Below are 25,108 nucleotides of genomic sequence, written 5' to 3' on the forward strand. Positions count from 1 at the left end.
TCAATCCCTTATTCTATATTTTTAAGAAAGTAGAATTATTCCCCGTCTTTCTTATCATCTTCTTTTGCTTCTTCAGCCTTTGCTTCCGGAGTCTCCTCAGTTGTAGCAGCTGGTGCTTCAACAGTTTCTTCCTTCTTTGCTTTAGGTGCTTTTGCTACAGGAGTTGATTCAGTAGTATCATCAGCTTTCTTACCACCTCGGCTTCTTCTGCTGCTTTTCTTAGCAGGAGCTGCTTCTTTAAGGAGTAATTCGTTGTAATCTACTAATTCAATGATACACATATCTGCATTATCGCCTAATCTGTTTCCAGTTTTGATAATCCTAGTATATCCTCCAGGTCTGTTTGCTACCTTTTCAGCGATTTCGCTAAAAAGGGCAGTTACCGTCTCTTTATTTTGAAGATAAGAGAATACTACCCTTCTTGAGTGAGTTGTATCTGTCTTAGCTTTTGTAATAAGAGGCTCAACATATTTCCTAAGTTCCTTTGCCTTCGCTACAGTAGTTGAAATTCTCTTGTGCGCGATCAAAGAAGAAGCCATGTTAGAAAGCATTGCTTTTCTATGCGGTGCCTTTCTACTCAGGTGATTAAATTTCTTCCCGTGTCTCATCTTACTTTATTCCTCGTCAAGTTTATATTTTGATAAGTCCATACCGAAAGTAAGGTTCTTATCAGCTATCAATTGCTCCAATTCAGCCAAAGACTTCTTACCAAAGTTTCTGAATTTCATCATGTCAGAAATTTCGAGTCTTGCTAAGTCGCCTAATGTTCTTACATCAGCTGCTTTAAGACAGTTGTAAGCTCTTACTGAAAGATCTAAATCGTTCAGCTGAGTTTTCAACAGCTTGCGCATGTGAAGCATTTCTTCATCTACTTGCTCTGGCTCATCCAAAGACCCAGTTTCTAAGATCATGTTCTGATCAGAGAATAGCATGAAGTGTTGAATTAAGATATGGGCAGCACCTTTCAAAGCGTTTTCAGGGTGGATAGAACCATCAGTTTGAATATCCAAAACCAACATTTCGTAGTCAGTTTTTTGTTCAACCCTTGTGTTTTCTACACTGAATTTAACATTTTTGATTGGCGTGTAAATAGCGTCAATTGGAATGTATCCGAATAATTGCTCAGAAGGTCTGTTCTCTTCGGCAGGAACGTAACCTCTACCTTTATCGATAGAAAGCTCAATTTCGAACTTTACCGAACTATCAAGGTGACACACAACTTCATCAGGGTTAAGGATTTCGAAAGCACCAGTGAATTTTCCAATATCACCAGCAGCAAACTTATCTTGACCTTCAATGATTACAGTTACTTTGTTATCAACAGTATCGGAGATTTTCTTAAAACGAACCTTCTTTAGGTTTAGAATGATTTCCGCTACGTCTTCCACAACACCCTCAATCGTTGAGAATTCATGCAAAACACCAGGAATTTTAATACCTGTGATAGCGTAACCTTCTAATGAAGAAAGAAGAATTCTTCTTAATGCATTACCGATTGTAACCCCGTATCCTTTTTCGAGCGGTTTAAAAGTGAACAGACCGTGAAAGTCGTCCGCCTTCTCCATCACCACCTTTTCAGGGATTTGAAATGCGAGTATTGACATATGATTAGATCGTTTAAGTTCTTAAATAGATTATTTAGAGTAAAGCTCAACAATAAGCTGCTCATTGATTTTTTCAGGAATTTCGTCCCTCATAGGCAAAGCAATCATCTTACCGTTCATTTCAGCTTTATTCCACTCAATCCATGGATATTTTTGTGCTGAATTGTTAGCTAAACTATCAGTGATGGCCTCTACGGATTTAGATTTCTCTCTTACTCCTACTACATCACCTGGTTGTACCACATAAGATGGGATGTTTACTAATTCTCCATTCACAGTAATGTGTTTGTGAGATACTAGTTGTCTTGCTCCTCTTCTTGTTGGAGCAATACCCATTCTATATACAGTATTATCAAGTCTTGCCTCCAACATTTGAAGAAGGATTTCACCTGTAATACCTGATTTTCTTGATGCACGATCGAACGTGTTAGCAAACTGACGCTCTAATACACCGTAAGTGTATTTCGCTTTTTGCTTCTCCATTAACTGGATTGCATATTCAGACTGCTTTTTCCTTCTACCTCTTCCGTGTTGTCCAGGAGGGTATGCTTTCTTTTGCAATGCTTTGCTATGACCAAAGATAGGATCGTTAAATCTTCTCGCAATTTTGGCCTTAGGACCTGTATATCTTGCCATTACTTTCTAATTTCTGGATTAAACTCTTCTACGTTTCGGAGGACGACATCCGTTATGTGGCAGTGGAGTAACATCTTTAATCATTGTTACTTCGATACCAGTATTCTGGAGTGTTCTGATAGCAGACTCTCTTCCAGAGCCTGGTCCCTTAACAAATACCTCAACTTTTCTCAACCCCAAATCGTAGGCGGTTTGAGCACAATTTTGGGCTGCCATTTGAGCTGCGTAAGGAGTATTCTTTTTAGAACCCTTAAAACCCATTTTTCCAGCAGACGCCCAAGAAATCACTTGACCTTGTTGGTTAGTGATTGATATGATGATGTTATTGAAAGAAGCCTTAATATGGGCTTGTCCAATAGCTTCAACCTGAACTACTCGCTTTTTAGCTTTATCTTTTCTCTTCTGAGCCATTCTTCAAATATTTTCAGACCTGACGGCCGTTAATTCAAATTACTTGGTTGCTTTTTTCTTGTTCGCAACAGTCTTTCTCTTACCTTTTCGGGTACGTGAGTTGTTTTTAGTGTGCTGACCACGAACAGGAAGCCCCTTTCTATGTCTCATACCACGGTAACAACCAATGTCCATCAGACGCTTAATGCTCAATTGAACCTCTGATTTTAAAACTCCTTCTACTTTGAACTCTTCACTGACGATAGTACGAATTGCTTTTTGCTCTTCGTCATCCAAATCACCAATTTTCTTGCTCACATCGATTCCGGCTTTACCTAAAATGTAAACAGCCGAGCTACGACCAATTCCGTAAATGTAGGTTAAACCTATCTCTGACCTTTTGTGGTCCGGAATATCTACTCCTGAAATTCTAGCCATAATTACCCTTGTCTTTGTTTGAATCTAGGATTCTTTTTGTTTATCACGTATAACTTTCCATTCCTACGGATCAGCTTACAATCAGCACTTCGCTTCTTGATAGATGCTTTCACTTTCATGATTTCTTATTTATATCTGTAAGTAATTCTTGCTTTGCTTAAATCGTATGGCGACATCTCCATTTTCACCTTGTCACCTGGTAATATTCTGATATAGTGCATTCGCATTTTACCAGAAATATGAGCAGTAACGGTGTGTCCATTATCAAGTTCTACTCTAAACATTGCATTTGGCAATGCTTCTAGAATAGTACCATCCTGTTCAATAGATCCTTGTTTTGCCATACTAAAATTTAAAAACTTCTTCTATATACTTATGTGTTGTTAACACTTCTGTTCTATCCTTGAAAACTGCCACAGTATGTTCAAAATGAGCTGAAGGTTTTCTATCTCTGGTTCTGATGGTCCAACCATCATCTTCCTGAACTATATTCCTTGTCCCTAAATTGACCATCGGCTCAATGGCTATTACCAAACCCTCCTGTAGTTTAACTCCCCTACCACGTTTACCGTAGTTAGGGACCTCAGGTGCTTCGTGTAAGTTCCTTCCTAAACCATGTCCAACAAGTTCTCTCACTACTGTATAGCCCTTGTCTTCAACGTATTTCTGGATAGATGCACTTACATCGCCTAACCGATTGCCATACTTGGCCTGTTCAATACCTATATACAACGACTCTTTCGTTGCTCTAAGCAGTGCTAATGTCTCTGGGGGAACTTCTCCTACGGGGTAAGTATAAGCGGAATCGCTATGAAAACCTTTGTAGAAGACTCCACAATCTATAGAGATTATATCACCGTCTTTTAATTCGTATTCTCCTGGAAAACCGTGAACTACATTTTCGTTCACTGAAATACACAGGGTAGAAGGAAATCCATTGTAGCCTTTGAACGATGCATTTGCATCATGATCGCGAATGTATTCTTCTGCAATCTTATCAAGGTCAGCGGTTTTAACACCTACCTTAACTCTTTTAGCTACTTCTCCGTGAGCCCTGCCAAGAATATCGGCACTCTCTCGAATAATCTGAATTTCCTCTTCAGTTTTGTAATTAATCATATTATGCTACAGCTACGTTCTGAGATCGGCCACGCATCTTGCCTGACTTCATCATTCCTTCGTAGTGTCGCATCAACAAATAGCTTTCTATTTGTTGTAAAGTATCCAAAATCACACCCACCATAATCAATAGTGAAGTACCTCCATAGAAGTAAGCGAATTGCTGTCCTACACCTGCATTATATGCGAAGGTTGGAAGGATTGCGATGATCGCCAAGAATATTGATCCTGGAAGTGTAATTCTATCTAATACATCTCCAATAAAGTCAGATGTTGGTCTACCTGGTTTTATACCTGGTATGAAACCTCCACTTCTTTTAAGGTCGTCCGCCATATTTGAAGGATTAACCGTAATGGCAGTGTAAAAGAATGTGAACGCTATAATTAACAAGGCAAACGTTAAATTGTATTGCCATGAGTATGGGCTACTAAATGCTGCTCCAATGGAGTTGGCTATATCACTGCTGTCTGCCCAAATACCCGCCAATAAGCTTGGTAGAATCATTAAGGCCTGAGCAAAGATGATCGGCATAACTCCAGAAGCATTTACCTTTAAAGGTATAAACTGACGTTGACCACCGTATACTTTACCACCAACTACTTGCTTTGCGTATTGAACAGGAATTCTTCTGGTTGCCTGAACCAAAGCCACAGTAACAATCACAACAAAGAACAAGACAATCACTTCGATCACAGAGAATAATGCTCTTCCAATACCATTTGTAGTCACGAATTCCATCCAAGCCGCTCCAGGCAAACTCGATATAATACCGATCATAATTAGCATAGAAATACCATTACCAATTCCTTTATCAGTAATTTTTTCTCCCAACCACATACAGAACATTGTACCAGCAGTCAACAAGATCATTGAACTGATCATGAAAAGTGAAGGGTCAATGCTAGGTAAAACAGCATCCTGAGAAATAATGGTAGCCTTGATGTATCCAAAGCTTTGTGCGAGAGTTACTAGAATAGTTAATACTCTAGTGATCTGAGTAAGTTTCTTTCTACCAGATTCTCCTTCCTTCTGCATCTTCTGGAAGCTTGGTACAGCCACAGTCATCAATTGGATTACAATTGACGCTGATATATAAGGCATGATACCTAAACCAAATATAGATGCTCTACTAAATGACCCTCCTAACAATGAATTCAGGATACCAAATATCCCTCCAGCGTCATCGGTTAATTTAGCTACGTCTACACCAGGTAAAACAACAAAAGATCCAAGTCTGAAAACGATCAAGAACCCCAGCGTAGCTAGGATCCTATTTCTCAATTCCTCAATGGAATAAATATTTCGTATGGTAGTAAAAAACTTCTTCATGTTATTAAAGCTTTGTAACGGTTCCGCCTAATTTTTCGATTGCTGCTTGAGCAGAACTAGAAAATTTATGGGCCGATACATTCACTTTAGAGGTTAATTCACCTCTACCTAAAATCTTAACTAGATCATTTTTCTGAGCAAAACCATTTTCCATCAAAGTATTGAAGTCAATGGTGTCGGCATTCAATTTGGTTGCTAATTCCTGAAGTGAATCAAGGTTTAATGCCTTGTACTCAACTCTGTTAGGACTAGTAAAGCCAAACTTAGGCACACGTCTTTGTAGTGGCATTTGACCACCTTCAAAACCGCCTTTGCTTTTATAACCAGATCTAGATTTTGCTCCGTTGTGACCACGTGTAGCAGTACCACCACGACCAGAACCTGTTCCTCTAGCTATCCTCTTTCTATTTTTTGTAGAACCTTCTGCAGGTTTTAAACTATTCAAATCCATCTTACAGTTCCTTTACAGATACTAAATGATTTACCTTATTAATCATACCAGCAATAGATGCAGTTAATTCTACTTCCACTGTTCTGTTGATTTTACCAAGGCCTAAAGCCTGGATTGTTCTTTTTTGTCTCTCAGGTCTGTCGATCGTGCTCTTAACCTGTGTAATTTGAACTTTTGCCATTCCTATTATCCGTTAAAAACTTTAGACATTGTAACACCTCTTTGCTCAGCAACAGTATAAGCATCTCTCATACTCAAAAGAGCATCGAATGTCGCTTTTACAACGTTGTGAGGGTTAGAAGAACCTTTAGACTTAGCCAAAACATTATGGTAACCTGCACTTTCAAATACTGCACGCATCGCACCACCTGCAATCACACCTGTACCTTCAGCAGCCGGCTTCACTAATACAAAGCCTCCACCAAATTTACCGATTGATTCGTGAGGTACAGTACCTTTCAACAAAGGAACTTTTACCAAGTTCTTCTTTGCATCATCAATACCCTTAGTTATTGCGTCAGTAACCTCATTGGCCTTTCCTAAACCGTATCCAACAACACCATTTCCGTCACCCACTACTACGATTGCAGAGAAACTAAATCTTCTACCACCTTTAACTACCTTAGCCACACGCTTGATCGCAACTACCTTTTCTTTAAGGTCGATCTCACTTGCTTTTACTGATTTTATATTTTTCTGTGACATCCTGATTAAAATTTAAGACCGCCTTCTCTAGCTCCTTCAGCCAATGCTTGTACTTTACCATGGTATACATAACCATTACGGTCAAAAACCACACTGGTAATACCTTCTGCCATTGCCTTTTCAGCCAATTTTTTACCAACTTCTTTAGATAACTCTATGTTGGTATTTTTCTTCTTACTATCAAACTCAATAGAAGAAGCCGATACTAGCGTATGCCCGTTTGAATCATCAATAATTTGGGCAGATATACGTGAATTACTTTTGAAAACTGAAATTCTCGGTCTTTCGGAAGTTCCAGAAATCTTATTTCTAATTCCTCTCTTTATTCTTAGTCTACTTTTACTAACAGCCATGATTACTCTTATTTAGAAGCAGTTTTACCAGCTTTTCTTCTGATTACCTCACCAACGAACTTGATACCTTTACCTTTATAAGGCTCTGATTTTCTTAACGACTTAATCTTAGCAGCCACTTGTCCAATCAATTCTTTATCAATTCCTTCTAGAGAAACTGTAGGGTTCTTTCCTTTTAACATTTCAGCGCTAGCTTTAATCTCAGTAGGAACAGCAACAAAGATATTATGTGAGTAACCAAGGCTCAATTCCAACACGTTATCACTAACCGTTGCTTTGTAACCTACACCTACCAATTCTAAATCTCTCTTGTAACCTTCATTTACACCAACAACCATGTTGCTGATCAATGAGCGGTACAAACCGTGTAATGATTTATGCCTTTTTTGCTCAGTCGGTCTTTCAACCGTAAGAACAGCACCATCAACGGTTATTTTTATATCAGGGTTTACTGCCTGTTTCAGCTCTCCTTTAGGTCCTTTAACAGTAACCACGTTATTCGCAGCTACGTCTACAGATACTCCTTGAGGTAGATCAATCGGTTTCTTACCAATTCTTGACATCTCTTCTTATCTTAGTATACGTGACATAAAACTTCACCACCGATATGAAGATTTCTCGCTTCTTTATCGGTCATAATTCCCTTTGATGTAGAGATGATAGCTATACCCAAGCCGTTTAGAACTCTAGGTAATTCCTCCGCACCAACATATTTTCTTAAGCCTGGCTTACTCACTCTGAGTAATTTTTCGATGGCCGGCTTCTTAGAAACTTTATTGTATTTAAGAGCGATTTTGATATTGCCCTGTGGACCTTCTGCCTCGAACTTGTAGTTCAAGATATATCCTTTCTCGTGCAATACACTCGTGAGCTGCTTCTTTAAGTTAGAAGCAGGAATGTCTACAACTCTATGCTTAGCCTTAATGGCATTTCGCAAGCGTGTTAAATAATCTGCTATTGGATCAGTCATTGTTATTTGTTTATGACGGCTCGATTTTTCAAAACTCCGTCTCCAACCTGGCGATATCACCCAGAATTGGCATTCTATTTAAAATTAATACCTCCCGACCTGAATCGGCCTGCAAAGGTATTGAAAATATTGTATTAGCGAAATAAAAAAAGCTTACCAGCTTGATTTTGTTACTCCAGGGATTTTACCTGCAGAAGCCATTTCTCTGAAGGTCACACGAGAAATACCAAATTTCCTCATATATCCTTTAGGACGACCAGTTAGTTTACATCTGTTGTGCAATCTTACAGGCGATGAGTTTCTAGGTAGTTTATCTAAACCCTCCCAGTCACCAGCCGCTTTTAAATCAGCTCTTTTCTGAGCGAATTTAGCAACAAGACGTTCTCTTTTTCTTTCTCTAGCTTTTATCGATTCTCTAGCCATAGTATTATTTTTTACCAGCTGCGAAAGGCATACCAAATGCTTTCAACAACTCGAATGCTTCTTCATCAGAATTTGCGGTGGTAACAATAGTGATATCCATACCAGTGATTTTATTCACTTTGTCAATGGAAATTTCAGGGAAAATGATTTGTTCTTTGACACCGAGGGTATAATTACCTCGTCCATCAAATCCTTTGTCTTTCACTCCTTTAAAATCCCTTACACGAGGCAAAGCAATAGTAACAAGTCTGTCAAGGAATTCATACATTCTCTCTCCTCTCAAAGTTACGCGGGCACCAATAGGCATTCCCTCTCTTAACTTAAAGTTTGAAATTGAATTCTTAGCAATTGTAGCAACAGCTTTCTGACCAGTAATGGTAGTAAGTTCTTCTACTCCTACGTCAACTAATTTTTTGTCTGCCACTGCAGCACCTATACCTTTGTTAATCACTATTTTAGTGATCTTAGGCACCTGCATTACTGAAGTGTATTCAAACCTCTTCACCATTGCAGGAGTTATATCATTGATATAAGTATCTTTTAATCTAGGATTAGCCATTCTAATTAATTTGACTTAGTCTTAAAATACCTTTCTAATTTCCCTTCGCTATTCACTTTCTTTCCTGTTCTAGCAAATTCTCCTGATGCAGGATCCTTAACCATAAGGTTTGATACGTGAATAGGAGCTTCTGTTTTCTCGATACCACCGTTAGGGTTAGTAGCGGAAGGCTTAGTGTGTTTTGACACAATGTTAACGCCTTCAACAATTGCTCTTTGTTTTGCGATGAAAACCTCGAGGACTTGTCCTTCTTTACCTTTTGAGTTCCCAGAAAGTACCTTAACAGTATCCCCTTTTCTCAAATGCAGTTTTTGCTGCTTGTTTTTCTTTCTTTCCATTGCTTATAATACTTCTGGTGCCAATGAAACAATTTTCATGAATTGTTTTTCACGCAACTCTCTAGCCACCGGGCCAAACATACGAGTACCTCTTGGTTCATCGTTCTGGTTCAGTAATACAGCAGCGTTATCTTCAAATCTGATATAAGAACCATCTTTCCTTCTTACGGCCTTCTTGGTTCTAACGATTACTGCCTTTGTAACAGTACCTTTTTTCAAATTGCTTGAAGAGTGGGCAGCTTTCACAGAGACCACAATTTTATCGCCAACAGTAGCGAATTTCTTTTTAGTACCGCCTAATACACGGATACATAGAACTTCTTTTGCTCCACTGTTATCTGCAACGTTCAATCTTGATTCTTGCCTGATCATGGTTACTTAGCTCTTTCAATAATTTCTACTAATCTCCAACGCTTATTCTTACTCAGCGGACGAGTTTCCATGATTTTAACAGTATCACCGATACCACAATCATTAGTTTCGTCATGAGCAGAAAATTTGGTAGTTTTCTTAACAAACTTACCGTAGATCGGGTGCTTTTCTTTACGTAACACAGCCACAGTAATGGTTTTTTCCATTTTGTTGCTTGTTACAATCCCGATTCTTTCTTTTCTAAGATTTCTGGTCTCCATGCGTATCTTAATTTGCGAGTTCTTTAGCTCTCAACTCAGTTTTTAGTCTAGCTATCAACTTTCTAGAATCCTTGATTTTCATCGGGTTTTCTATTGGAGAGATGGCTTGGGCAAATTTCAATTTGCCAATGTTATCTGTCTCGGCCTTAATTCTTTCCGTCAATTCCTCAACAGTAAGTGCTTTGATCTCTTGATTTTTCATAACTATCCAACGTAATCTCTACGTACAACAAACTTTGTCGACATAGGTAGCTTTTGGGCTGCCAATCTCAACGATTCTTTTGCCAGTTCCTGGCTTACTCCACCAGATTCGAAAAGAATAGTACCAGGTCTAACGCAAGCAACCCAATATGAAGGCGCTCCCTTACCCTTACCCATCCTTACCTCAGCAGGCTTACTCGTGATTGGTTTGTCTGGAAAAATTCTAATCCAAACTTGACCTTCCCTTTTCATAGCTCTGGTCATGGCAATACGTGCAGCTTCTATCTGACGCGCTGTGATCCATCCAGCTTCTAATGATTTTATACCAAATGTTCCAAAAGCCAGACTGTGACCGCGACCCGCAAGTCCCTTCACACGGCCTTTTTGCATTTTTCTAAATTTGGTTCTCTTTGGTTGTAACATCGTTGTAATCTTTTAACAGGTGATGTGATTAACGTCTTCTACCGGCTGGGGCTCCTCCTCTATTGTTTCCAGAAGGTCTTCTTCTGTTACCAGGTGCACCTCCAGCTCCTCTTTCTGATTGATTTCCTCCTCCTATATTTGGAGATAGATCTCTTTTACCGAAAACCTCACCTTTGAATACCCATACTTTGATTCCGATTTTTCCGTAAACTGTATCAGCTTCAGAAATTGCGTAATCTATGTCGGCTCTAAGTGTATGCAAAGGAATTCTTCCCTCTTTATACATCTCAGTTCTTGCCATCTCAGCTCCGCCTAAACGTCCTGAACATTTAATCTTAATTCCTTGTGCACCAACTCTAACCGCTGAAGCAATTGCTTGTTTCATCGCTCTTCTGTAAGAAATCCTTGCCGCTAATTGCTGAGCAATTGATTCTCCTACTAGTTTGGCATCCAATTCTGGTCTTTTGATCTCGAAGATATTGATCTGAACATCCTTATTCGTAAGTTTCTTCAGTTCTTCCTTGATACGGTCCACCTCTTGTCCACCTTTTCCAATTACAACTCCTGGTCTAGCAGTGTGTACTGTAATGGTGATACGTTTAAGTGTTCTTTCGATAATAATCTTAGAAATACCACCTTTTGGGATACGAGCGTTTACGTACTTTCTGATTTCTTGGTCTTCAACCAATTTACTCGAAAAGTCTTTACCTCCGTACCAGTTGGAATCCCAACCTTTGATGATACCCAATCTTAGACCTATAGGATTTACTTTTTGTCCCATCTGTTCTTAATTAGCAGTTTCGTTAGTGACTTCTTCCTCCTTACCAGCGGTAACCTTAGTAGATGCTTTTTTAGAATCTACAATTAGTGTTACGTGGTTAGATCTTTTTCTTATTCTATGTGCTCTTCCTTGTGGAGCTGGTCTTAATCTTTTTAAGATTCTTCCACCATCCACACGAATTTCTTTAATCATAAGATCTGCATCTTCTAATCTTTCGTCTTCGTTTTTAGCAATCCAGTTAGATACAGCTGATCTCAATAGTTTCTCAAGACGTGCTGCACCTTCTTTAGGCTCAAACTTCAAAAGGTTCAAAGCTCTGTCTACACGCTGGCCTCTGATTAAATCAGCTACCATTCTCATTTTACGAGCAGATGTAGGTACATTATTTAACTTAGCTACAGCTTCCATTATCTTCTACCTTTATCTTTTTTAGCAATGTGACCACGGAAATTTCTAGTTGGTGAAAATTCACCCATTTTATGTCCTACCATGTTTTCTGTCACGAAAACAGGGATAAACTTATTTCCATTATGAACAGCGAATGTGTGCCCAATAAAATCTGGGGCTATCATTGATCTTCTGGACCAAGTCTTAATTACAGACTTCTTACCAGACTCTTCCATAGCCTCTACTTTATTGGCTAAACGAAAATCGATATATGGTCCTTTTTTTAACGAACGTGCCATGTTTTACTTCTTCTTTTTACCAATGATCAAACGATTCGAGTATTTCTTAGGTGTTCTGGTTTTCAAACCTTTAGAAGGCAATCCTTTTCTTGATCTAGGATGCCCACCTGAAGATTTACCTTCACCACCACCCATTGGGTGATCGACTGGGTTCATTACCACACCTCTTACTCTTGGTCTTCTTCCTAACCATCTGTTTCTACCTGCTTTACCAAGTACAACGTTCATATGCTCTGCGTTTCCTACGGCACCAATGGTGGCCATACAAGTAGTAAGAACGTTTCTCATTTCACCAGAAGGCAATTTAAGGGTTGCATACTTACCTTCACGAGCTACAATCTGAGCATATGCTCCAGCACTTCTCGACATTGAAGCTCCTTTTCCAGGTTTCAATTCAATATTGTGGATGATTGTACCCATTGGAACTTTAGAAAGAGGCATTGCATTACCTACCTCAGGTGCAACACCCTCGCCAGACACTACAACTTGTCCTACTTCTAATCCTTTAGGAGCAATGATATATCTTTTCTCTCCATCTGCATAAAACAACAAGGCAATTCTTGCTGAACGCGTTGGATCGTATTCAATTGATTTTACCGTAGCCGGCACATCAAATTTCTCTCTCTTGAAATCAACAATTCTGAGTTTTTGTTTGTGACCACCACCCATGTAGCGCATAGTCATTTTTCCAGTATTGTTACGTCCACCAGACCTTTTAGAAGGCACGGTTAACGATTTCTCAGGAGCACTTTTCTTAACAGTTACTTCTGCAAAGTCAGGAGCCATTCTATGCCTGGTTCCCGGAGTCATTGGTCTTAGTTTTCTAACGCCCATTATTCTCTATTTAAATGCCGCTATAAAAATCAATAACATCACCCTCAGCAACTGTTACAATTGCTTTCTTGAATGCATTGGTTTGACCTTGTACTACTCTAGATTTTGTCATTCTAGATTTGGTCTTACCACTATATCTCATGGTGTTAACATCTTCCACGGTTACACCGTACATCTGTTCAACAGCCACTTTGATTTCTATTTTGTTGGCTTTGTAGTCTACAACAAATCCGTACTTACCCTTTTCGTTCAAGGCTGATACTTTTTCGGTAACTAAAGGTTTTTTAAGAACACTCATTTTCTGTTACTTCAATAAGTTTTCAATAATTTCAACTGAGCTTTCACTCAAAAGCAAGCTTTCAGCATTCAGCACATCATAAGTATTCAATGCGTTTGCTGTGATCACTTTAGTATTCTGGATATTTCTTCCAGACAAAAGAACATTAGTATCGTGTTCACCTACAACGATAAGAGTTTTCTTACCAGATAATGACAAACCGTCAATCATCTTTTTGTACTCTTTAGTTTTAGGAGCATCGAAAGTAAAGTCTTCCAAAATCAAAAGATTGTTATCTTTTGCCTTGTATGCTAAAGCTGATTTACGAGCTAAAACTTTAAGTTTTTTATTCAACTTGAAGTGATAATCTCTTGGCTCAGGACCGAATACTCTACCACCACCTCTAAAGACTGGTGATTTAATACTACCAGCTCTCGCTGTACCTGTACCTTTTTGCTTTTTAATTTTTCTGGTAGAACCAGCAATCTCAGCTCTCTGCTTCGACTTGTGCGTTCCTTGTCTTTGGTTAGCCAAGTACTGCTTTACGTCTAAGTAAATCGCGTGATCATTCGGTTCAATACCGAAGATGTCGCCTGAAAGCGTTACTTTTCTCCCAGTGTCTTCGCCACTATTTTTTAGTACTGCAATCTCCATCTTCTTATTTCTCTAGGATTACGGTTGAATTTTTCGCACCAGGAATAGATCCACTGATTACAATCAGGTTCTTTTCTGGCACCACTTTCATTACGCGCAGGTTGATTACTGTCACTCTATCTCCACCAGTTCTTCCAGCCATACGAGTACCTTTAAATACTCTTGCAGGGTAAGAAGCTCCACCAACGGAACCAGGTGCTCTCAATCTGTTGTGCTGACCGTGTGTTGCTTGTCCAACCCCACCAAATCCGTGTCTTTTTACAACACCTTGAAAACCTTTACCTTTTGAAGTACCCACAGCATCAACAAAATCGCCTTCCTTGAAGACATCGCCTACAACGATTTCATTACCTAATGCTACTTGACCTTCAAATTCTTCGCGAAAATTTCGGAACTCAACAACAGCTTTCTTTGGAGTAGTATTCGCCTTAGCGAAGTGACCCTTCAAAGCTTTAGGAGTGTTTTTCTCCTTACGCTCTCCAAAAGCAAGCTGTACAGCTGTATACCCGTCTGTTCCCTCATTTTTTACTTGCGTTATTACGCAAGGACCAGCCTCTATCACTGTGCATGCGACACTACGTCCATCGGCACTGTAAATGCTAGTCATTCCGATTTTTTTTCCGATTATTCCAGACATCTTTTTAATTCATTTTGAACCCCATAAATCCGAGGCTCCCGTGAAACGGATTGCAAAGATAGAGAATTAATTTCTCAGGACAATAGTAGATTCAAAAAAAAGGAGGAGTTTTTTGAATAATAAAATTTCATCTCACATTCGAAACTCAATCATCAATTTCTGTCCATCTTTCCATTTCAAAAAACCACCAGGCCCTTCTAAAAAGAGCCTTTTTTTATCTGGACAAAATTCAGGTGTATGGGCTACCTCTATCCAATTTAAGTAAACTCCCTTAACACGTAAGCAATGAAAATATGAGTTATATGCAACAGATTTTTTGGAATGCATAGATTTGAGCAATAGACTCCCCTTTGGAGTTATGTGGTGAATTGTCTTTAAAAACGTTTCCCAACTTTCAATTTCTGAAGCGTCTAGCTCGATCCAGCCATAGGTCGGTATCGAATTGTTCAAAACCACCTTATGCCAATTACCTTGATTCGAAATCACCTGCAAACTCAAAGTAGCCAATTTAGAGTTATAATAAAGTGGCTGCAAGTCTATTTTATCATCAACCTCCCTATCTGCTACAGAAAAGAGCATACTGTCATTTTTAAAAAGCACTGCGAAAGTCAATTGAGGCTGAGCACTTTCTGGCGAATCAAAAATTTGCAGCATGGAATTAGTAGATGGCTGAAAATGATAAACGCCTAGTCCAATAGACTGACTACTACTTTCACAAGACAATGCCAGTACAAGCATGGCTATATTGAAAAACACAAGTTTAATACTTACTCTCACTTTGGGCTAATTCAATTGAACATTGATATTCAACAATTCAACTCGGTCATCATGCTTGTTAAAAGCCAAGAACAATAACCCTTCTCGTGAAACAATTGGAAAAATGTAATAACCTTCGGGGAAAAGTAATTCACCTATTTTTTGAAAATCAACATCCATAACGGTGATATAAAAATCCGCTTGGTCATTGATGTTTTCAAGTTGAGATCTATGCAGCCTATAATAAAGATCTCTATTGGGATCGAAAACTAAAGGGAAAAACTTTGAAGACTTTAATTCATATTCTTGTCTTGACTCTCGAGTTACCCCGTTAGCACGAGAGAAAGGTTGTATCTCATTAACAGTAAAAGAAGATAGTACATTTCTAGATTGAAGCTTACCTCCTTTCCATATAAATACTTCAGACGAAAATTTATGGTTTAAAACCAGCTTATTCTCGAGTTTTAAAAAATTTAATCCGTTTAACTCACCATAACTCTCTTCTACATTCAATAAACTAGATTCATAAGGTATATCCACAACTCCAATAGTCCTATTCTCGATATCTAACTCAACAAGCACAAAACCTTGCCCTAAATTGCTATCTCCAGCAAATCGATAGGCTTCCATAAGAATAGTCTTTTGCCGACCGCTAAACTGTAGACCACTGTGTCTATTTACTAAAAGTCTTCCAGAAGAAAAATCAAAGCCTGTAAAGTCAGAACTCTCCGCATTTATACTTAGTCGATCAATGACCCTACCAGCAAAGTTTACAAGCGTAATATATGCGTCATTTACAACCAAAAATATTCCTTCCGACCAAATTGAGATGGCCTGTACTGAAGAGACAAAGTCTGGCCCTTCTGTACTAAACTTAACCTGTTTAACATATCTCCTTTGGGATAAATTAAAAATATCAAGCCCATGAACCTGGAAATTATAGGCTGCAAAGTATTCATCACCTAAAGAGTCCCAGAGAACCGGATAAGTCAAATTAGGGGATGTAGTGGACGGAATATCAATGAAAACATTATCCTTCTCAATTTCAAATGAATATGTCATCTCTTCATTATCCTCTTTAACACGACTACAAGAGAATAACGAAGAAGAAGCCACAAGAAAAACGATTATCAAATTGAATTTAGTTTCTTTCAAAACCACCTATAAATTGTTTAGTGGACAATTTGACCCTCCTTCTTCAAAAATTTGTGCCTCACGCATATCAGGAGAGCACACATCAATAATCACTCTTAATATGGTACATGGCGTGTAATCCCAACCCTCACAATTCGTATCAAAATCACTAGTAGCCTGCAAAATTTGAGCACTTCCACAAACATACATTTCACCACCTGCCGCACAGCTCTGATTAACGTTTCGGGCATCAAGAGTAGTAGAAAAGCCAAAAAGCAAGATTACGCTTAATGAAATACTTACACAGATCTTAATTAATTTACTTACTTTCATAATATTGTTTTTTACACATTCATAAGTTAATAAACTTATCATATAATACAAAATATATATTAACAAGTCTGTTTCATAAGAGCAGAAGTACCTATAATACAAGAGTTGCCTTCTCATTAGTATTAGGCTCATCGTGAAACCAGGCAAGTAGTAATACCTGAAACAAAAAAAGACCTGCATTGCTGCAAGTCTTTAAAATCTATTTTGTATTAGTACTTATACTTTGATCTCAACATCAACACCACTAGGAAGCTCAAGCTTCATAAGGGCGTCTACTGTCTTAGCACTGCTAGAATAAATATCTACCAATCGCTTGTAAGTACAAAGTTGAAATTGCTCACGCGCTTTTTTGTTTACGTGTGGAGATTTCAATACTGTAAATTTCTCTTTTACTGTTGGTAACGGAATTGGTCCACTAACAATAGCGCCAGTTGTTTTTACAGCTCTTACGATTTTCTCTGATGACTTATCCACCAAGTTGTGATCGTATGACTTTAATTTGATTCTTATCTTCTGTGTCATTATTCTAAAATTTACAGATTATTCTCCTTTGGATTTTTTGATCACTTCTTCTGCAATGCCATTAGGCACGATGTCATAATGTGAGAATGTCAGAGCAGCCGTAGCACGACCAGAAGACATTGTTCTCAAATCAGTAACATAACCGAAAAGTTCAGAAAGTGGAACGTTGGCTTTTACAACAGTAGAAGTACCCTTCGTATCCATTCCTTTCATCATACCTCTTCTTCTGTTCAAGTCACCAGTAATAGAACCAGTATACTCATCAGGTGTAACTACATCTACTGACATGATTGGCTCCAATATTTTTGGACCTGCTTGTTTACCAGCAGCTTTAAAGCCCATTCTGGCAGCAAGTTCAAAAGAAAGTGCATCTGAATCCACATCGTGGAATGATCCGTGGAACAATCTAACTTTCATTTCCTCAACAGGGTATCCTGCCAAAGGTCCATTCTTCATTGCTGAAGAAAAACCCTTTTCGATAGCGGGAATAAATTCCTTAGGAATAATACCACCCACAATTTTGTTTTCAAACTGCAACCCTTTTCCAACGAAATCCTCGTCCTTCGGACCAATTTCGAAAGAGATATCGGCAAATTTACCTCTACCACCAGACTGCTTCTTGTAAACTTCTTTGTGTATAACCGACTTGGTAAGTGCTTCTTTGTAAGCCACCTGAGGGGCTCCTTGATTCACTTCCACTTTGAACTCTCTTCTCATACGGTCCATGATGATGTCTAGGTGAAGCTCACCCATCCCTCTTAGAATCGTTTGACCAGTTTCTTCGTCAGTGTTTACTGTCAATGTTGGATCTTCTTCCACTAGTTTGGCAATTGCCATACCTAGTTTGTCTACATCTGCTTGAGTTTTTGGCTCAATAGCATAACCAATTACTGGCTCAGGGAAATCCATTGATTCAAGAACAATCTTATGTTTCTCGTCACAAAGCGTATCTCCAGTTTTAATATCCTTAAAACCTACAACCGCAGCGATATCACCTGCTTGAAGCTGATCAATAGCATTTTGCTTGTTCGCATGCATTTGGAAGATTCTAGAGATACGTTCTTTCTTTCCTGTTCTTGTATTGAATACATAAGAACCTGAATCAAGTGTACCTGCATATGATCTAACGAAGCACAAACGACCTACAAATGGATCAGTAGCAATCTTAAATGCCAAAGCAGTAAAAGGCTCTGTTGAAGATGGCTTTCTGAAAGTAGGCTCCTCTGTATCTGGATCAATTCCTTCTACACTCTCTCTATCGAGAGGTGAAGGAAGTAACTCCATCACGTAGTTCAACATTGACTGAACACCTTTATTTTTAAAGGCAGAACCACACAACATTGGAACAAAAGCTAAATCGATAGTCGCAGCTCTCAAAGCTTTGATAATTTCATCTTTAGAGATCGACTCTGGATCTTCGAAATACTTTTCTAAAAGTGTTTCGTCATATTCAGCAACCGCCTCTAATAAATACTCTCTGTATTCAGCTACTTCATCAAGCATATCCGCTGGAATTTCGATTTCGTTATAGGTCATCCCCATATCATCCTCATTCCAAACGATCGCTTTATTCTCTACCAAATCAACAACACCTCTAAAGGTATCCTCTGCTCCGATAGGCAATTGCAGAGGTACAGCCTTAGTACCTAACATTTCCTTCACCTGCTTACACACGTTCAAGAAGTCAGCACCAGACCTATCCATTTTATTTACGAAACCTAAACGAGAAACTTTATAGTTATCCGCTAGTCTCCAGTTAGTTTCTGATTGAGGCTCAACACCATCAACAGCAGAAAAAAGGAATACCAAACCATCAAGAACTCTTAAGGAACGGTTTACCTCTACGGTAAAATCTACGTGACCTGGAGTATCAATAATGTTGATGTGGTATTGTTCGTCTTTGTATGGCCAGAATACAGTAGTTGCTGCTGAGGTAATTGTAATCCCTCTTTCTTGCTCTTGCTCCATCCAGTCCATTGTAGCTGCACCATCGTGAACCTCACCAATTTTGTGAGAAACACCCGTGTAGTACAAAACTCTTTCGGTAGTCGTTGTTTTACCCGCATCAATGTGCGCAGCGATACCGATATTTCTTGTTAATCTTAAATCTCTTGCCATTTTATTCTAGGAATTAAAATCTAAAGTGAGAGAATGCCTTGTTTGCATCAGCCATTCGGTGAGTGTCGTCTTTCTTCTTAACGGCAGCTCCTTCTCCTTTTGATGCAGCAAGAATTTCGGCCGCCAAACGGTCCCTCATTGTCTTCTCACCTCTTTTTCTAGAAAAAGAAATCATCCACTTGATCCCCAGTGAAGTTTTTCTAGCCGGCCTCACTTCAGTTGGTACCTGAAATGTTGCTCCACCTACTCTACGGCTTTTTACTTCGACTGAAGGCATGATGTTACTCAATGCTTTCTTCCAAGTCTCAAGACCATTCTCACCACCTTTCTTCTCAACGATCTCGATCGCATCATAGAAAATGTTGTAGGCAATACTCTTCTTCCCGTCTACCATTAAGTAGTTCACAAACTTTGTTACCAAAGTATCATGGAACTTAGGGTCAGGAAGAATATATCTCTTCTTTGGTTTAGCTTTTCTCATTTTATAAAAATTCTATTTTTTAGCTGCTTTAGGGCGTTTTGCGCCATATTTTGATCTACGTTGAGTACGACCACTCACACCTGCGGTATCTAATGCACCTCTAATGATGTGGTATCTTACACCTGGAAGATCTTTTACTCTTCCTCCTCTAATCAAGACGATTGAGTGTTCTTGAAGATTGTGACCTTCACCTGGGATGTATGCGTTTACCTCCTTACCGTTAGTCAACCTTACTCTTGCTACTTTTCTCATAGCTGAGTTTGGCTTCTTAGGCGTGGTAGTGTAAACCCTTGTACAAACCCCTCTTCTTTGCGGGCAGCTATCCAGTGCAGGAGATTTTGACTTAGAAGTCAATTTCTTTCTGCCCTTTCTTACTAGTTGTTGTATAGTAGGCATTTACAATTATTTTTTAGATTTTATTTCCCTATGTACAAATTTAGGACTGCAAAGGTAACAAAAGAAGTTCTCAGAACAAACACATCAGATTAAATAAAATCGAACATGCAACGCCCTAAGATCCAGCCTAAAGTACTCTTTGTAACTCCCATAATGGAATGACTAAGAAAGCTCATTCCAATTAACCATTTTCAACGGTCTTTTTTTACCTAAAAAGCCCCAATCTCTCGAAAGGGGCTTTTATCAAATATTTACAAGTATATACACATTAGGCCTCTCCTATTGTTCCACCAAAATTCATCGGAAATTTTGGAGCTTCTTCGGATTGGGTAATGGTACCAAAATGACTTTCGAATTTATCGATGTTATCCTTTAGTGCCATCAACAGCCTTTTGGCATGTTCCGGTGTAATGATAATTCTCGATTTAACTTTCGCCTTTGGTACACCTGGCATCATCTTGATAAAATCAATTACAAATTCGCTGTTCGAATGTGCGATCATCGCCAAGTTCACATACTGGCCTTCCGCAACTTCTTCGGAAAGTTCAATATTGATTTGGTTCTGATTCTTTTGATCTTTATCGTCAGCCATGGCTTAGTACTCTACCTCTTGTTCTTCTGATTCTGATCTATTGTAAGCTGCTTTCGCTGCCTGCAATCTTTCATAAGCTTCTTTGTTTCCAACGATAAGGTCTTCGTATTCTCTCAAACCTGTACCCGCTGGGATCAAATGACCCACGATTACGTTTTCCTTCAAGCCTTTCAAATGATCTGCTTTACCTCTAATTGAGGCTTCACTTAGCACTTTAGTAGTCTCTTGGAATGATGCTGCAGAAATGAAACTTTCTGTTCCTAATGAAGCTTGAGTGATACCTTGAAGTTTCGGTTGTGAAACTGCAGGTTGTGCATCCCTTACTTCAACAATTTTCATATCCTTTCTTCTCAAAGAAGAGTTTTCATCTCTTAATTGACGAGGAGTTACAATCTGACCTGGTTTTAGATTTGAAGAATCACCTGATTCAGCTACTACCTTCATGTCTAGCATTGCATCATTCTCTTCTCTGAAGAGGAATTTATCAACCACCTGACCTGGAAGGAAGCTAGTGTCACCAGCATCCATGATCTCAACCTTCTGCATCATTTGCTTCACGATTACTTCGATGTGCTTATCATTGATCTTCACACCTTGTAGTCGGTATACTTCCTGAATTTCATTCACTAAATATTCCTGAACCGCAGTTGGGCCTTGGATATTCAGGATGTCATTTGGAGTAATTGCACCATCTGATAAAGAATAACCTGCTCTTACAAAGTCATTGTCTTGTACAAGAATGTGCTTAGACAATGGTACCATGTATTTCTTCTTCACACCATCTTTAGACTCGATGAAGATTTCTCGGTTACCTCTCTTAATTCCACCGTAAGTAACAACACCGTCAATTTCTGACACTACTGCTGGGTTAGATGGGTTTCTAGCTTCAAACAATTCCGTCACTCTTGGTAGACCCCCAGTAATATCTCGGGATTTACCCATCGTTCTAGGGATTTTAGCAAGTGGCTGACCCACTTTAACTTTATCACCAGCATCTACTGCCAAGTGAGCTCCCACTGGAATGTTATAGGCTTTAGTATCGTTTTTAGAGTTTACAACAACCGCAGGGTTTTTAGTTTTATCTCTGGTATCAGTGATAACTTTCTCCCTGTGTCCTGTTTGCTCATCAAACTCTTCTTTAAACGTAATACCTTCTTCAATGGCATCGAATTCAACTTTACCATCAAACTCTGAAAGAATTACAGCATTATATGGATCCCACTTACAAAGTTGCTGACCTTTTTCAACCACATCTCCTTCTTTAACATCAAGAGTTGCTCCGTAAGGAACATGGTTAGAAATCACCACTTTATTAGTTTTTGGGTCAACGATCTGGATTTCACCAGTACGTCCCATTACCATTTCTATTTTGTTACCATCGTTGTCGGTAGTTGGAAGTGATCTAAGTTCTTCGAACTTAATTACACCATCAAACTTGGCTTTAACTGTTGCATCAACTGCAATGTTAGAAGCGGTACCCCCAACGTGGAATGTTCTCAATGTAAGCTGAGTTCCTGGCTCACCAATTGACTGTGCGGCAATTACACCAACAGCCTCGCCTTTTTGTACCATGTTAGAAGTAGATAAGTTTCTACCATAACATTTTGCACAAATTCCGCGCTTGGTTTCGCAAGTCAACACAGATCTGATTTCAACTTCATCAATAGCAGTTTCGTCAATACGAGCTGTTACTTCTTCAGTAAATTCTTGTCCAGCTGAGATTATTAATTCCTCAGAGATTGGATCAAAAATATCGTGAACAGAAACTCTACCTAAAATTCTTTCAGATAAAGATTCAACCACATCTTCGTTGTCTTTCAAAGCAGATACTGTTAAACCTCTTAAGGTTCCACAATCTTCTTCGTTAACAACAGCATCTTGCGCTACATCCACCAAACGCCTAGTTAAATAACCAGCATCGGCAGTTTTAAGGGCAGTATCGGCCAAACCTTTACGAGCACCGTGGGTAGAAATAAAGTACTCAAGTACATCTAGTCCTTCCTTAAAGTTAGATAGAATTGGGTTTTCAATAATGGCACCTACAGAACCGGCAAGGTTCTTTTGTGGTTTTGCCATCAAACCTCTCATTCCACCTAGCTGACGAATTTGCTCTCTTGAACCCCTGGCTCCTGAGTGCATCATCATATAGATAGAGTTGAAGCCTTGATTATCCTCTTCCATCTCGTTCATCAAGTCATTGGTCAACTTAGTGTTAACCCTTGTCCAGATATCGATAACTTGGTTATAACGCTCGTTATCAGTAATTAGACCCATAAGGTAGTTTTGCCATACAGCTTCCACTTCATCCTTAGCTCCTAATACTAATTCTTCTTTATGTTCTGGGATGTGAATATCATTCAATCCCATTGAAAGACCACCTTTGTATGCCATTTGAAAACCAAGTTCTTTGATATCATCAAGGAATTGGGCCGTTCTGGCTACACCAGAAATAGCGAATACACTAGCAATAATCTTTTGAAGTTTCTTCTTCGTCAATAACTCATTTACATAACCCACTTCAGTAGGTACAGCTTGGTTAAATAGAATACGACCAGCAACAGTTTCGATCACCTTATCAACTAAGACTTCTCCTTCTCTTACTTTGGTCTTCACATGAATGTAAGCGTGCTTAGACACTTTACCTTCATTCATTGCTATAATCACCTCTTCGGAACTATAGAAACGCATTCCTTCACCATCTACTTTGAAATCTTCAGTAGACCTTCTGCCTTTGGTAACATAATACAGACCCAAAACCATGTCTTGAGAAGGTACAGTTACCGGGGCTCCGTTGGCTGGGTTAAGAATGTTGTGAGAAGAAAGCATTAGCGTTGAGGCTTCCAAAACTGCCTCGTGCCCTAGTGGTACGTGAACAGCCATTTGGTCACCATCAAAATCAGCGTTAAATGCTGTACATACTAATGGGTGCAATTGAATTGCTTTTCCTTCAATCAATTTTGGTTGGAAAGCCTGAATACCCAACCTGTGCAATGTAGGAGCACGGTTAAGCAATACAGGGTGTCCTTTCAATACATTTTCAAGGATATCCCAAACCACAGGATCTTTACGATCCACTATTTTCTTGGCAGACTTCACTGTCTTAACAATACCTCTCTCAATCAGTTTTCTGATAATGAATGGTTTGAAAAGCTCGGCAGCCATATTCTTTGGCAAACCACATTCGTGAAGTTTCAACTCTGGCCCTACTACAATTACAGAACGACCTGAGTAATCTACCCTTTTTCCTAGCAAGTTCTGACGGAAACGTCCTTGCTTACCTTTAAGCATATCACTCAAAGATTTCAAAGCTCTGTTACCATCTGAACGCACAGCATTTACTTTTCTCGAGTTATCGAAAAGAGAATCTACTGCTTCCTGAAGCATCCTTTTTTCGTTACGAAGGATTACTTCTGGTGCTTTAATATCAATTAATCTCTTAAGACGGTTATTTCTAATAATAACCCTTCTGTAAAGATCATTTAAATCTGAAGTTGCGAAACGACCTCCATCTAACGGCACCAATGGACGTAATTCTGGTGGAATTACAGGCACCATTTTAATGATCATCCACTGAGGACGGTTTTCGATTCTTGTTCTTGCATCACGGAATGCTTCAACAACTTTCAACCTTTTTAAAGCTTCCGCTTTTCTTTGTTGAGAAGTATCTGTTGCAGCTTGGTGACGCAGTGCATAAGAAAGTTCGTCAAGATCAATTCTTGCCAAAAGCATTTCTAATGCATCAGCACCCATCTTAGCGATGAATTTCTGCGGATCTTCATCATCCAACATCTGGTTTTCTCTTGGAAGTTTATCTAGAATATCTAGGTACTCATCTTCTGTCAAGAAATCCATGTAAGCGATTCCATCCTCTTCTTTCATTCCCGCTTGGATTACTACATAACGTTCGTAGTAAATAATCTGATCAAGCTTTTTAGTAGGAAGGCCAAGAAGGTAACCAATTTTGTTAGGTAACGATTTGAAGTACCAAATATGTGCAACAGGTACTACCAATTCGATATGACCCATGCGCTCTCTTCTTACCTTTTTCTCGGTAACTTCAACCCCACATCTATCGCAGATAATACCTTTATATCTGATCCTTTTATATTTCCCACAATGACATTCCCAATCCTTTACAGGTCCGAATATTCTTTCACAGAATAAACCGCCCATTTCTGGTTTGTATGTTCTATAGTTTATCGTTTCCGGTTGTGTAACCTCACCATGAGAACTCTCAAGGATTGATTCCGGAGAAGCCAAGCTTATAGTGACTTTATTAAAGTCATTGTTAAGTTTTCTATTCTTTTTAAATGCCATAGCTTTTGTATTCTAATT

Annotated in this window: 38 protein-coding genes; all 38 read right to left on the reverse strand. The window is 39.0% G+C overall.

Features of this window, described 5'->3' with window-relative positions; translation table 11 throughout:
* Nucleotides 1-35: 35 nt before the first annotated feature.
* The gene (gene rplQ / locus VOI17_RS10965; protein WP_323757292.1) at nucleotides 36-608 is read right to left on the reverse strand and encodes a 50S ribosomal protein L17; all 573 of its coding nucleotides are present in this window, start codon (nucleotides 606-608) and stop codon (nucleotides 36-38) included.
* A 6-nt stretch (nucleotides 609-614) separates the two neighbouring features.
* A complete protein-coding gene (locus tag VOI17_RS10970; protein WP_068415589.1) occupies nucleotides 615-1,604 on the reverse strand; it encodes a DNA-directed RNA polymerase subunit alpha in 990 nt (329 codons plus the stop codon).
* Nucleotides 1,605-1,634: 30 nt separating this feature from the next.
* Complete coding sequence (rpsD, locus tag VOI17_RS10975) at nucleotides 1,635-2,240, reverse strand: 30S ribosomal protein S4 (protein ID WP_323757293.1); 606 nt, start codon at nucleotides 2,238-2,240, stop codon at nucleotides 1,635-1,637.
* A gap of 18 nt (nucleotides 2,241-2,258) precedes the next feature.
* Nucleotides 2,259-2,651 carry a 30S ribosomal protein S11 gene (rpsK, locus tag VOI17_RS10980; protein WP_068415594.1) on the reverse strand — a complete coding sequence of 131 codons (393 nt, stop codon included), beginning with the start codon at nucleotides 2,649-2,651 and terminating at the stop codon, nucleotides 2,259-2,261.
* Nucleotides 2,652-2,690: 39 nt separating this feature from the next.
* On the reverse strand, nucleotides 2,691-3,068 hold the full coding sequence (gene rpsM / locus VOI17_RS10985) for a 30S ribosomal protein S13 (RefSeq protein WP_068415597.1): 378 nt from the start codon (nucleotides 3,066-3,068) through the stop codon (nucleotides 2,691-2,693).
* A 2-nt stretch (nucleotides 3,069-3,070) separates the two neighbouring features.
* Complete coding sequence (gene ykgO / locus VOI17_RS10990; protein ID WP_082338105.1) at nucleotides 3,071-3,187, reverse strand: type B 50S ribosomal protein L36; 117 nt, start codon at nucleotides 3,185-3,187, stop codon at nucleotides 3,071-3,073.
* A gap of 6 nt (nucleotides 3,188-3,193) precedes the next feature.
* A complete protein-coding gene (gene infA / locus VOI17_RS10995) occupies nucleotides 3,194-3,412 on the reverse strand; it encodes a translation initiation factor IF-1 (protein ID WP_053222911.1) in 219 nt (72 codons plus the stop codon).
* A 1-nt stretch (nucleotide 3,413) separates the two neighbouring features.
* Entirely contained in the window at nucleotides 3,414-4,187 is a 774-nt protein-coding gene (gene map, locus VOI17_RS11000; protein ID WP_323757294.1) for a type I methionyl aminopeptidase, read from the reverse strand.
* 1 nt (nucleotide 4,188) lies between these two features.
* On the reverse strand, nucleotides 4,189-5,517 hold the full coding sequence (gene secY / locus VOI17_RS11005) for a preprotein translocase subunit SecY (RefSeq protein WP_323757295.1): 1,329 nt from the start codon (nucleotides 5,515-5,517) through the stop codon (nucleotides 4,189-4,191).
* Between the two features lie 4 nt (nucleotides 5,518-5,521).
* Entirely contained in the window at nucleotides 5,522-5,968 is a 447-nt protein-coding gene (rplO, locus tag VOI17_RS11010) for a 50S ribosomal protein L15 (RefSeq protein ID WP_323757296.1), read from the reverse strand.
* Nucleotide 5,969: 1 nt separating this feature from the next.
* Nucleotides 5,970-6,149 (reverse strand): 50S ribosomal protein L30, encoded by a 180-nt coding sequence (gene rpmD / locus VOI17_RS11015; RefSeq protein ID WP_053222915.1) that lies wholly within the window; start codon nucleotides 6,147-6,149, stop codon nucleotides 5,970-5,972.
* 5 nt (nucleotides 6,150-6,154) lie between these two features.
* On the reverse strand, nucleotides 6,155-6,673 hold the full coding sequence (gene rpsE, locus VOI17_RS11020; RefSeq protein WP_068415613.1) for a 30S ribosomal protein S5: 519 nt from the start codon (nucleotides 6,671-6,673) through the stop codon (nucleotides 6,155-6,157).
* A 5-nt stretch (nucleotides 6,674-6,678) separates the two neighbouring features.
* On the reverse strand, nucleotides 6,679-7,026 hold the full coding sequence (rplR, locus tag VOI17_RS11025) for a 50S ribosomal protein L18 (protein ID WP_323757297.1): 348 nt from the start codon (nucleotides 7,024-7,026) through the stop codon (nucleotides 6,679-6,681).
* 8 nt (nucleotides 7,027-7,034) lie between these two features.
* The gene (gene rplF, locus VOI17_RS11030; RefSeq protein WP_323757298.1) at nucleotides 7,035-7,589 is read right to left on the reverse strand and encodes a 50S ribosomal protein L6; all 555 of its coding nucleotides are present in this window, start codon (nucleotides 7,587-7,589) and stop codon (nucleotides 7,035-7,037) included.
* A gap of 11 nt (nucleotides 7,590-7,600) precedes the next feature.
* Nucleotides 7,601-7,996 (reverse strand): 30S ribosomal protein S8, encoded by a 396-nt coding sequence (rpsH, locus tag VOI17_RS11035; RefSeq protein WP_068415617.1) that lies wholly within the window; start codon nucleotides 7,994-7,996, stop codon nucleotides 7,601-7,603.
* Nucleotides 7,997-8,149: 153 nt separating this feature from the next.
* Nucleotides 8,150-8,419 carry a 30S ribosomal protein S14 gene (gene rpsN / locus VOI17_RS11040; RefSeq protein WP_068415622.1) on the reverse strand — a complete coding sequence of 90 codons (270 nt, stop codon included), beginning with the start codon at nucleotides 8,417-8,419 and terminating at the stop codon, nucleotides 8,150-8,152.
* A gap of 4 nt (nucleotides 8,420-8,423) precedes the next feature.
* Nucleotides 8,424-8,978: a 50S ribosomal protein L5 gene (gene rplE, locus VOI17_RS11045; protein ID WP_323757299.1), complete on the reverse strand. Its 555-nt coding sequence runs from the start codon at nucleotides 8,976-8,978 to the stop codon at nucleotides 8,424-8,426.
* 5 nt (nucleotides 8,979-8,983) lie between these two features.
* A complete protein-coding gene (rplX, locus tag VOI17_RS11050; RefSeq protein WP_068415627.1) occupies nucleotides 8,984-9,316 on the reverse strand; it encodes a 50S ribosomal protein L24 in 333 nt (110 codons plus the stop codon).
* A 3-nt stretch (nucleotides 9,317-9,319) separates the two neighbouring features.
* The gene (gene rplN / locus VOI17_RS11055; RefSeq protein WP_053222923.1) at nucleotides 9,320-9,688 is read right to left on the reverse strand and encodes a 50S ribosomal protein L14; all 369 of its coding nucleotides are present in this window, start codon (nucleotides 9,686-9,688) and stop codon (nucleotides 9,320-9,322) included.
* A gap of 2 nt (nucleotides 9,689-9,690) precedes the next feature.
* Nucleotides 9,691-9,948 (reverse strand): 30S ribosomal protein S17, encoded by a 258-nt coding sequence (gene rpsQ, locus VOI17_RS11060; RefSeq protein ID WP_053222924.1) that lies wholly within the window; start codon nucleotides 9,946-9,948, stop codon nucleotides 9,691-9,693.
* Nucleotides 9,949-9,955: 7 nt separating this feature from the next.
* Nucleotides 9,956-10,150 carry a 50S ribosomal protein L29 gene (gene rpmC / locus VOI17_RS11065; protein WP_068415630.1) on the reverse strand — a complete coding sequence of 65 codons (195 nt, stop codon included), beginning with the start codon at nucleotides 10,148-10,150 and terminating at the stop codon, nucleotides 9,956-9,958.
* 2 nt (nucleotides 10,151-10,152) lie between these two features.
* Nucleotides 10,153-10,572, reverse strand: coding sequence for a 50S ribosomal protein L16 (gene rplP / locus VOI17_RS11070; protein ID WP_068415633.1), 420 nt, complete (start codon nucleotides 10,570-10,572; stop codon nucleotides 10,153-10,155).
* Between the two features lie 28 nt (nucleotides 10,573-10,600).
* Nucleotides 10,601-11,353 (reverse strand): 30S ribosomal protein S3, encoded by a 753-nt coding sequence (rpsC, locus tag VOI17_RS11075; RefSeq protein ID WP_068415636.1) that lies wholly within the window; start codon nucleotides 11,351-11,353, stop codon nucleotides 10,601-10,603.
* A 6-nt stretch (nucleotides 11,354-11,359) separates the two neighbouring features.
* Nucleotides 11,360-11,761 carry a 50S ribosomal protein L22 gene (rplV, locus tag VOI17_RS11080; RefSeq protein WP_068415639.1) on the reverse strand — a complete coding sequence of 134 codons (402 nt, stop codon included), beginning with the start codon at nucleotides 11,759-11,761 and terminating at the stop codon, nucleotides 11,360-11,362.
* Nucleotides 11,761-12,039, reverse strand: a complete 279-nt coding sequence (rpsS, locus tag VOI17_RS11085) for a 30S ribosomal protein S19 (RefSeq protein WP_068415642.1) — start codon at nucleotides 12,037-12,039, stop codon at nucleotides 11,761-11,763. Before rpsS ends, rplV begins: the two co-directional genes overlap by 1 nt.
* A gap of 3 nt (nucleotides 12,040-12,042) precedes the next feature.
* A complete protein-coding gene (gene rplB, locus VOI17_RS11090) occupies nucleotides 12,043-12,873 on the reverse strand; it encodes a 50S ribosomal protein L2 (RefSeq protein WP_323757300.1) in 831 nt (276 codons plus the stop codon).
* 10 nt (nucleotides 12,874-12,883) lie between these two features.
* Nucleotides 12,884-13,171 (reverse strand): 50S ribosomal protein L23, encoded by a 288-nt coding sequence (gene rplW, locus VOI17_RS11095; RefSeq protein WP_068415647.1) that lies wholly within the window; start codon nucleotides 13,169-13,171, stop codon nucleotides 12,884-12,886.
* 6 nt (nucleotides 13,172-13,177) lie between these two features.
* Nucleotides 13,178-13,804, reverse strand: coding sequence for a 50S ribosomal protein L4 (gene rplD / locus VOI17_RS11100; protein ID WP_323757301.1), 627 nt, complete (start codon nucleotides 13,802-13,804; stop codon nucleotides 13,178-13,180).
* Nucleotides 13,805-13,808: 4 nt separating this feature from the next.
* Nucleotides 13,809-14,441, reverse strand: coding sequence for a 50S ribosomal protein L3 (rplC, locus tag VOI17_RS11105; protein ID WP_068415653.1), 633 nt, complete (start codon nucleotides 14,439-14,441; stop codon nucleotides 13,809-13,811).
* Between the two features lie 132 nt (nucleotides 14,442-14,573).
* Nucleotides 14,574-15,218 carry a hypothetical protein gene (locus VOI17_RS11110; protein WP_323757302.1) on the reverse strand — a complete coding sequence of 215 codons (645 nt, stop codon included), beginning with the start codon at nucleotides 15,216-15,218 and terminating at the stop codon, nucleotides 14,574-14,576.
* 6 nt (nucleotides 15,219-15,224) lie between these two features.
* Entirely contained in the window at nucleotides 15,225-16,358 is a 1,134-nt protein-coding gene (locus VOI17_RS11115) for a DUF4221 family protein (RefSeq protein ID WP_323757303.1), read from the reverse strand.
* Nucleotides 16,359-16,664, reverse strand: a complete 306-nt coding sequence (locus VOI17_RS11120; RefSeq protein WP_323757304.1) for a hypothetical protein — start codon at nucleotides 16,662-16,664, stop codon at nucleotides 16,359-16,361.
* A 216-nt stretch (nucleotides 16,665-16,880) separates the two neighbouring features.
* Nucleotides 16,881-17,186, reverse strand: coding sequence for a 30S ribosomal protein S10 (gene rpsJ, locus VOI17_RS11125; protein WP_053222934.1), 306 nt, complete (start codon nucleotides 17,184-17,186; stop codon nucleotides 16,881-16,883).
* A gap of 18 nt (nucleotides 17,187-17,204) precedes the next feature.
* Nucleotides 17,205-19,304: an elongation factor G gene (fusA, locus tag VOI17_RS11130; RefSeq protein ID WP_323757305.1), complete on the reverse strand. Its 2,100-nt coding sequence runs from the start codon at nucleotides 19,302-19,304 to the stop codon at nucleotides 17,205-17,207.
* A 13-nt stretch (nucleotides 19,305-19,317) separates the two neighbouring features.
* Complete coding sequence (gene rpsG / locus VOI17_RS11135; protein ID WP_323757306.1) at nucleotides 19,318-19,785, reverse strand: 30S ribosomal protein S7; 468 nt, start codon at nucleotides 19,783-19,785, stop codon at nucleotides 19,318-19,320.
* A gap of 12 nt (nucleotides 19,786-19,797) precedes the next feature.
* A complete protein-coding gene (gene rpsL / locus VOI17_RS11140; RefSeq protein WP_068415662.1) occupies nucleotides 19,798-20,181 on the reverse strand; it encodes a 30S ribosomal protein S12 in 384 nt (127 codons plus the stop codon).
* A gap of 268 nt (nucleotides 20,182-20,449) precedes the next feature.
* The gene (locus VOI17_RS11145; protein WP_323757307.1) at nucleotides 20,450-20,773 is read right to left on the reverse strand and encodes a DUF3467 domain-containing protein; all 324 of its coding nucleotides are present in this window, start codon (nucleotides 20,771-20,773) and stop codon (nucleotides 20,450-20,452) included.
* Between the two features lie 3 nt (nucleotides 20,774-20,776).
* Nucleotides 20,777-25,090 (reverse strand): DNA-directed RNA polymerase subunit beta', encoded by a 4,314-nt coding sequence (gene rpoC / locus VOI17_RS11150; protein WP_323757308.1) that lies wholly within the window; start codon nucleotides 25,088-25,090, stop codon nucleotides 20,777-20,779.
* Nucleotides 25,091-25,108 lie beyond the last annotated feature (18 nt).

This window comes from Roseivirga sp. (genome assembly GCF_034669765.1).
In the GTDB taxonomy this organism is placed as follows: Bacteria; Bacteroidota; Bacteroidia; order Cytophagales; family Cyclobacteriaceae; genus Roseivirga.

What these genes read in the sequence shown, in the direction of transcription:
- map (WP_323757294.1), bottom strand. Translation starts at nt 4,187, where the DNA reads ATGATTAATTACAAAACTGAAGAGGAAATTCAGATTATTCGAGAGAGT.
- rpsH (WP_068415617.1), bottom strand. Translation starts at nt 7,996, where the DNA reads ATGACTGATCCAATAGCAGATTATTTAACACGCTTGCGAAATGCCATT.
- VOI17_RS11120 (WP_323757304.1), bottom strand. Translation starts at nt 16,664, where the DNA reads ATGAAAGTAAGTAAATTAATTAAGATCTGTGTAAGTATTTCATTAAGC.
- rpsD (WP_323757293.1), bottom strand. Translation starts at nt 2,240, where the DNA reads ATGGCAAGATATACAGGTCCTAAGGCCAAAATTGCGAGAAGATTTAAC.
- rplV (WP_068415639.1), bottom strand. Translation starts at nt 11,761, where the DNA reads ATGGAAGCTGTAGCTAAGTTAAATAATGTACCTACATCTGCTCGTAAA.
- rpsC (WP_068415636.1), bottom strand. Translation starts at nt 11,353, where the DNA reads ATGGGACAAAAAGTAAATCCTATAGGTCTAAGATTGGGTATCATCAAA.
- rplN (WP_053222923.1), bottom strand. Translation starts at nt 9,688, where the DNA reads ATGATCAGGCAAGAATCAAGATTGAACGTTGCAGATAACAGTGGAGCA.
- VOI17_RS10970 (WP_068415589.1), bottom strand. Translation starts at nt 1,604, where the DNA reads ATGTCAATACTCGCATTTCAAATCCCTGAAAAGGTGGTGATGGAGAAG.
- rplD (WP_323757301.1), bottom strand. Translation starts at nt 13,804, where the DNA reads ATGGAGATTGCAGTACTAAAAAATAGTGGCGAAGACACTGGGAGAAAA.
- VOI17_RS11145 (WP_323757307.1), bottom strand. Translation starts at nt 20,773, where the DNA reads ATGGCTGACGATAAAGATCAAAAGAATCAGAACCAAATCAATATTGAA.
- rplO (WP_323757296.1), bottom strand. Translation starts at nt 5,968, where the DNA reads ATGGATTTGAATAGTTTAAAACCTGCAGAAGGTTCTACAAAAAATAGA.
- rpsE (WP_068415613.1), bottom strand. Translation starts at nt 6,673, where the DNA reads ATGTCACAGAAAAATATAAAATCAGTAAAAGCAAGTGAGATCGACCTT.
- infA (WP_053222911.1), bottom strand. Translation starts at nt 3,412, where the DNA reads ATGGCAAAACAAGGATCTATTGAACAGGATGGTACTATTCTAGAAGCA.
- rpsK (WP_068415594.1), bottom strand. Translation starts at nt 2,651, where the DNA reads ATGGCTCAGAAGAGAAAAGATAAAGCTAAAAAGCGAGTAGTTCAGGTT.
- rplR (WP_323757297.1), bottom strand. Translation starts at nt 7,026, where the DNA reads ATGGCTGTTAGTAAAAGTAGACTAAGAATAAAGAGAGGAATTAGAAAT.
- ykgO (WP_082338105.1), bottom strand. Translation starts at nt 3,187, where the DNA reads ATGAAAGTGAAAGCATCTATCAAGAAGCGAAGTGCTGATTGTAAGCTG.
- rplC (WP_068415653.1), bottom strand. Translation starts at nt 14,441, where the DNA reads ATGTCTGGAATAATCGGAAAAAAAATCGGAATGACTAGCATTTACAGT.
- rplE (WP_323757299.1), bottom strand. Translation starts at nt 8,978, where the DNA reads ATGGCTAATCCTAGATTAAAAGATACTTATATCAATGATATAACTCCT.
- rpsG (WP_323757306.1), bottom strand. Translation starts at nt 19,785, where the DNA reads ATGAGAAAAGCTAAACCAAAGAAGAGATATATTCTTCCTGACCCTAAG.
- rplW (WP_068415647.1), bottom strand. Translation starts at nt 13,171, where the DNA reads ATGAGTGTTCTTAAAAAACCTTTAGTTACCGAAAAAGTATCAGCCTTG.
- rpsJ (WP_053222934.1), bottom strand. Translation starts at nt 17,186, where the DNA reads ATGACACAGAAGATAAGAATCAAATTAAAGTCATACGATCACAACTTG.
- rpsS (WP_068415642.1), bottom strand. Translation starts at nt 12,039, where the DNA reads ATGGCACGTTCGTTAAAAAAAGGACCATATATCGATTTTCGTTTAGCC.
- rpsM (WP_068415597.1), bottom strand. Translation starts at nt 3,068, where the DNA reads ATGGCTAGAATTTCAGGAGTAGATATTCCGGACCACAAAAGGTCAGAG.
- rpsQ (WP_053222924.1), bottom strand. Translation starts at nt 9,948, where the DNA reads ATGGAGACCAGAAATCTTAGAAAAGAAAGAATCGGGATTGTAACAAGC.
- fusA (WP_323757305.1), bottom strand. Translation starts at nt 19,304, where the DNA reads ATGGCAAGAGATTTAAGATTAACAAGAAATATCGGTATCGCTGCGCAC.
- rplB (WP_323757300.1), bottom strand. Translation starts at nt 12,873, where the DNA reads ATGGGCGTTAGAAAACTAAGACCAATGACTCCGGGAACCAGGCATAGA.
- rplF (WP_323757298.1), bottom strand. Translation starts at nt 7,589, where the DNA reads ATGTCAAGAATTGGTAAGAAACCGATTGATCTACCTCAAGGAGTATCT.
- rpmC (WP_068415630.1), bottom strand. Translation starts at nt 10,150, where the DNA reads ATGAAAAATCAAGAGATCAAAGCACTTACTGTTGAGGAATTGACGGAA.
- rpmD (WP_053222915.1), bottom strand. Translation starts at nt 6,149, where the DNA reads ATGGCAAAAGTTCAAATTACACAGGTTAAGAGCACGATCGACAGACCT.
- rplQ (WP_323757292.1), bottom strand. Translation starts at nt 608, where the DNA reads ATGAGACACGGGAAGAAATTTAATCACCTGAGTAGAAAGGCACCGCAT.
- rpoC (WP_323757308.1), bottom strand. Translation starts at nt 25,090, where the DNA reads ATGGCATTTAAAAAGAATAGAAAACTTAACAATGACTTTAATAAAGTC.
- rplP (WP_068415633.1), bottom strand. Translation starts at nt 10,572, where the DNA reads ATGTTACAACCAAAGAGAACCAAATTTAGAAAAATGCAAAAAGGCCGT.
- rpsL (WP_068415662.1), bottom strand. Translation starts at nt 20,181, where the DNA reads ATGCCTACTATACAACAACTAGTAAGAAAGGGCAGAAAGAAATTGACT.
- rplX (WP_068415627.1), bottom strand. Translation starts at nt 9,316, where the DNA reads ATGGAAAGAAAGAAAAACAAGCAGCAAAAACTGCATTTGAGAAAAGGG.
- secY (WP_323757295.1), bottom strand. Translation starts at nt 5,517, where the DNA reads ATGAAGAAGTTTTTTACTACCATACGAAATATTTATTCCATTGAGGAA.
- rpsN (WP_068415622.1), bottom strand. Translation starts at nt 8,419, where the DNA reads ATGGCTAGAGAATCGATAAAAGCTAGAGAAAGAAAAAGAGAACGTCTT.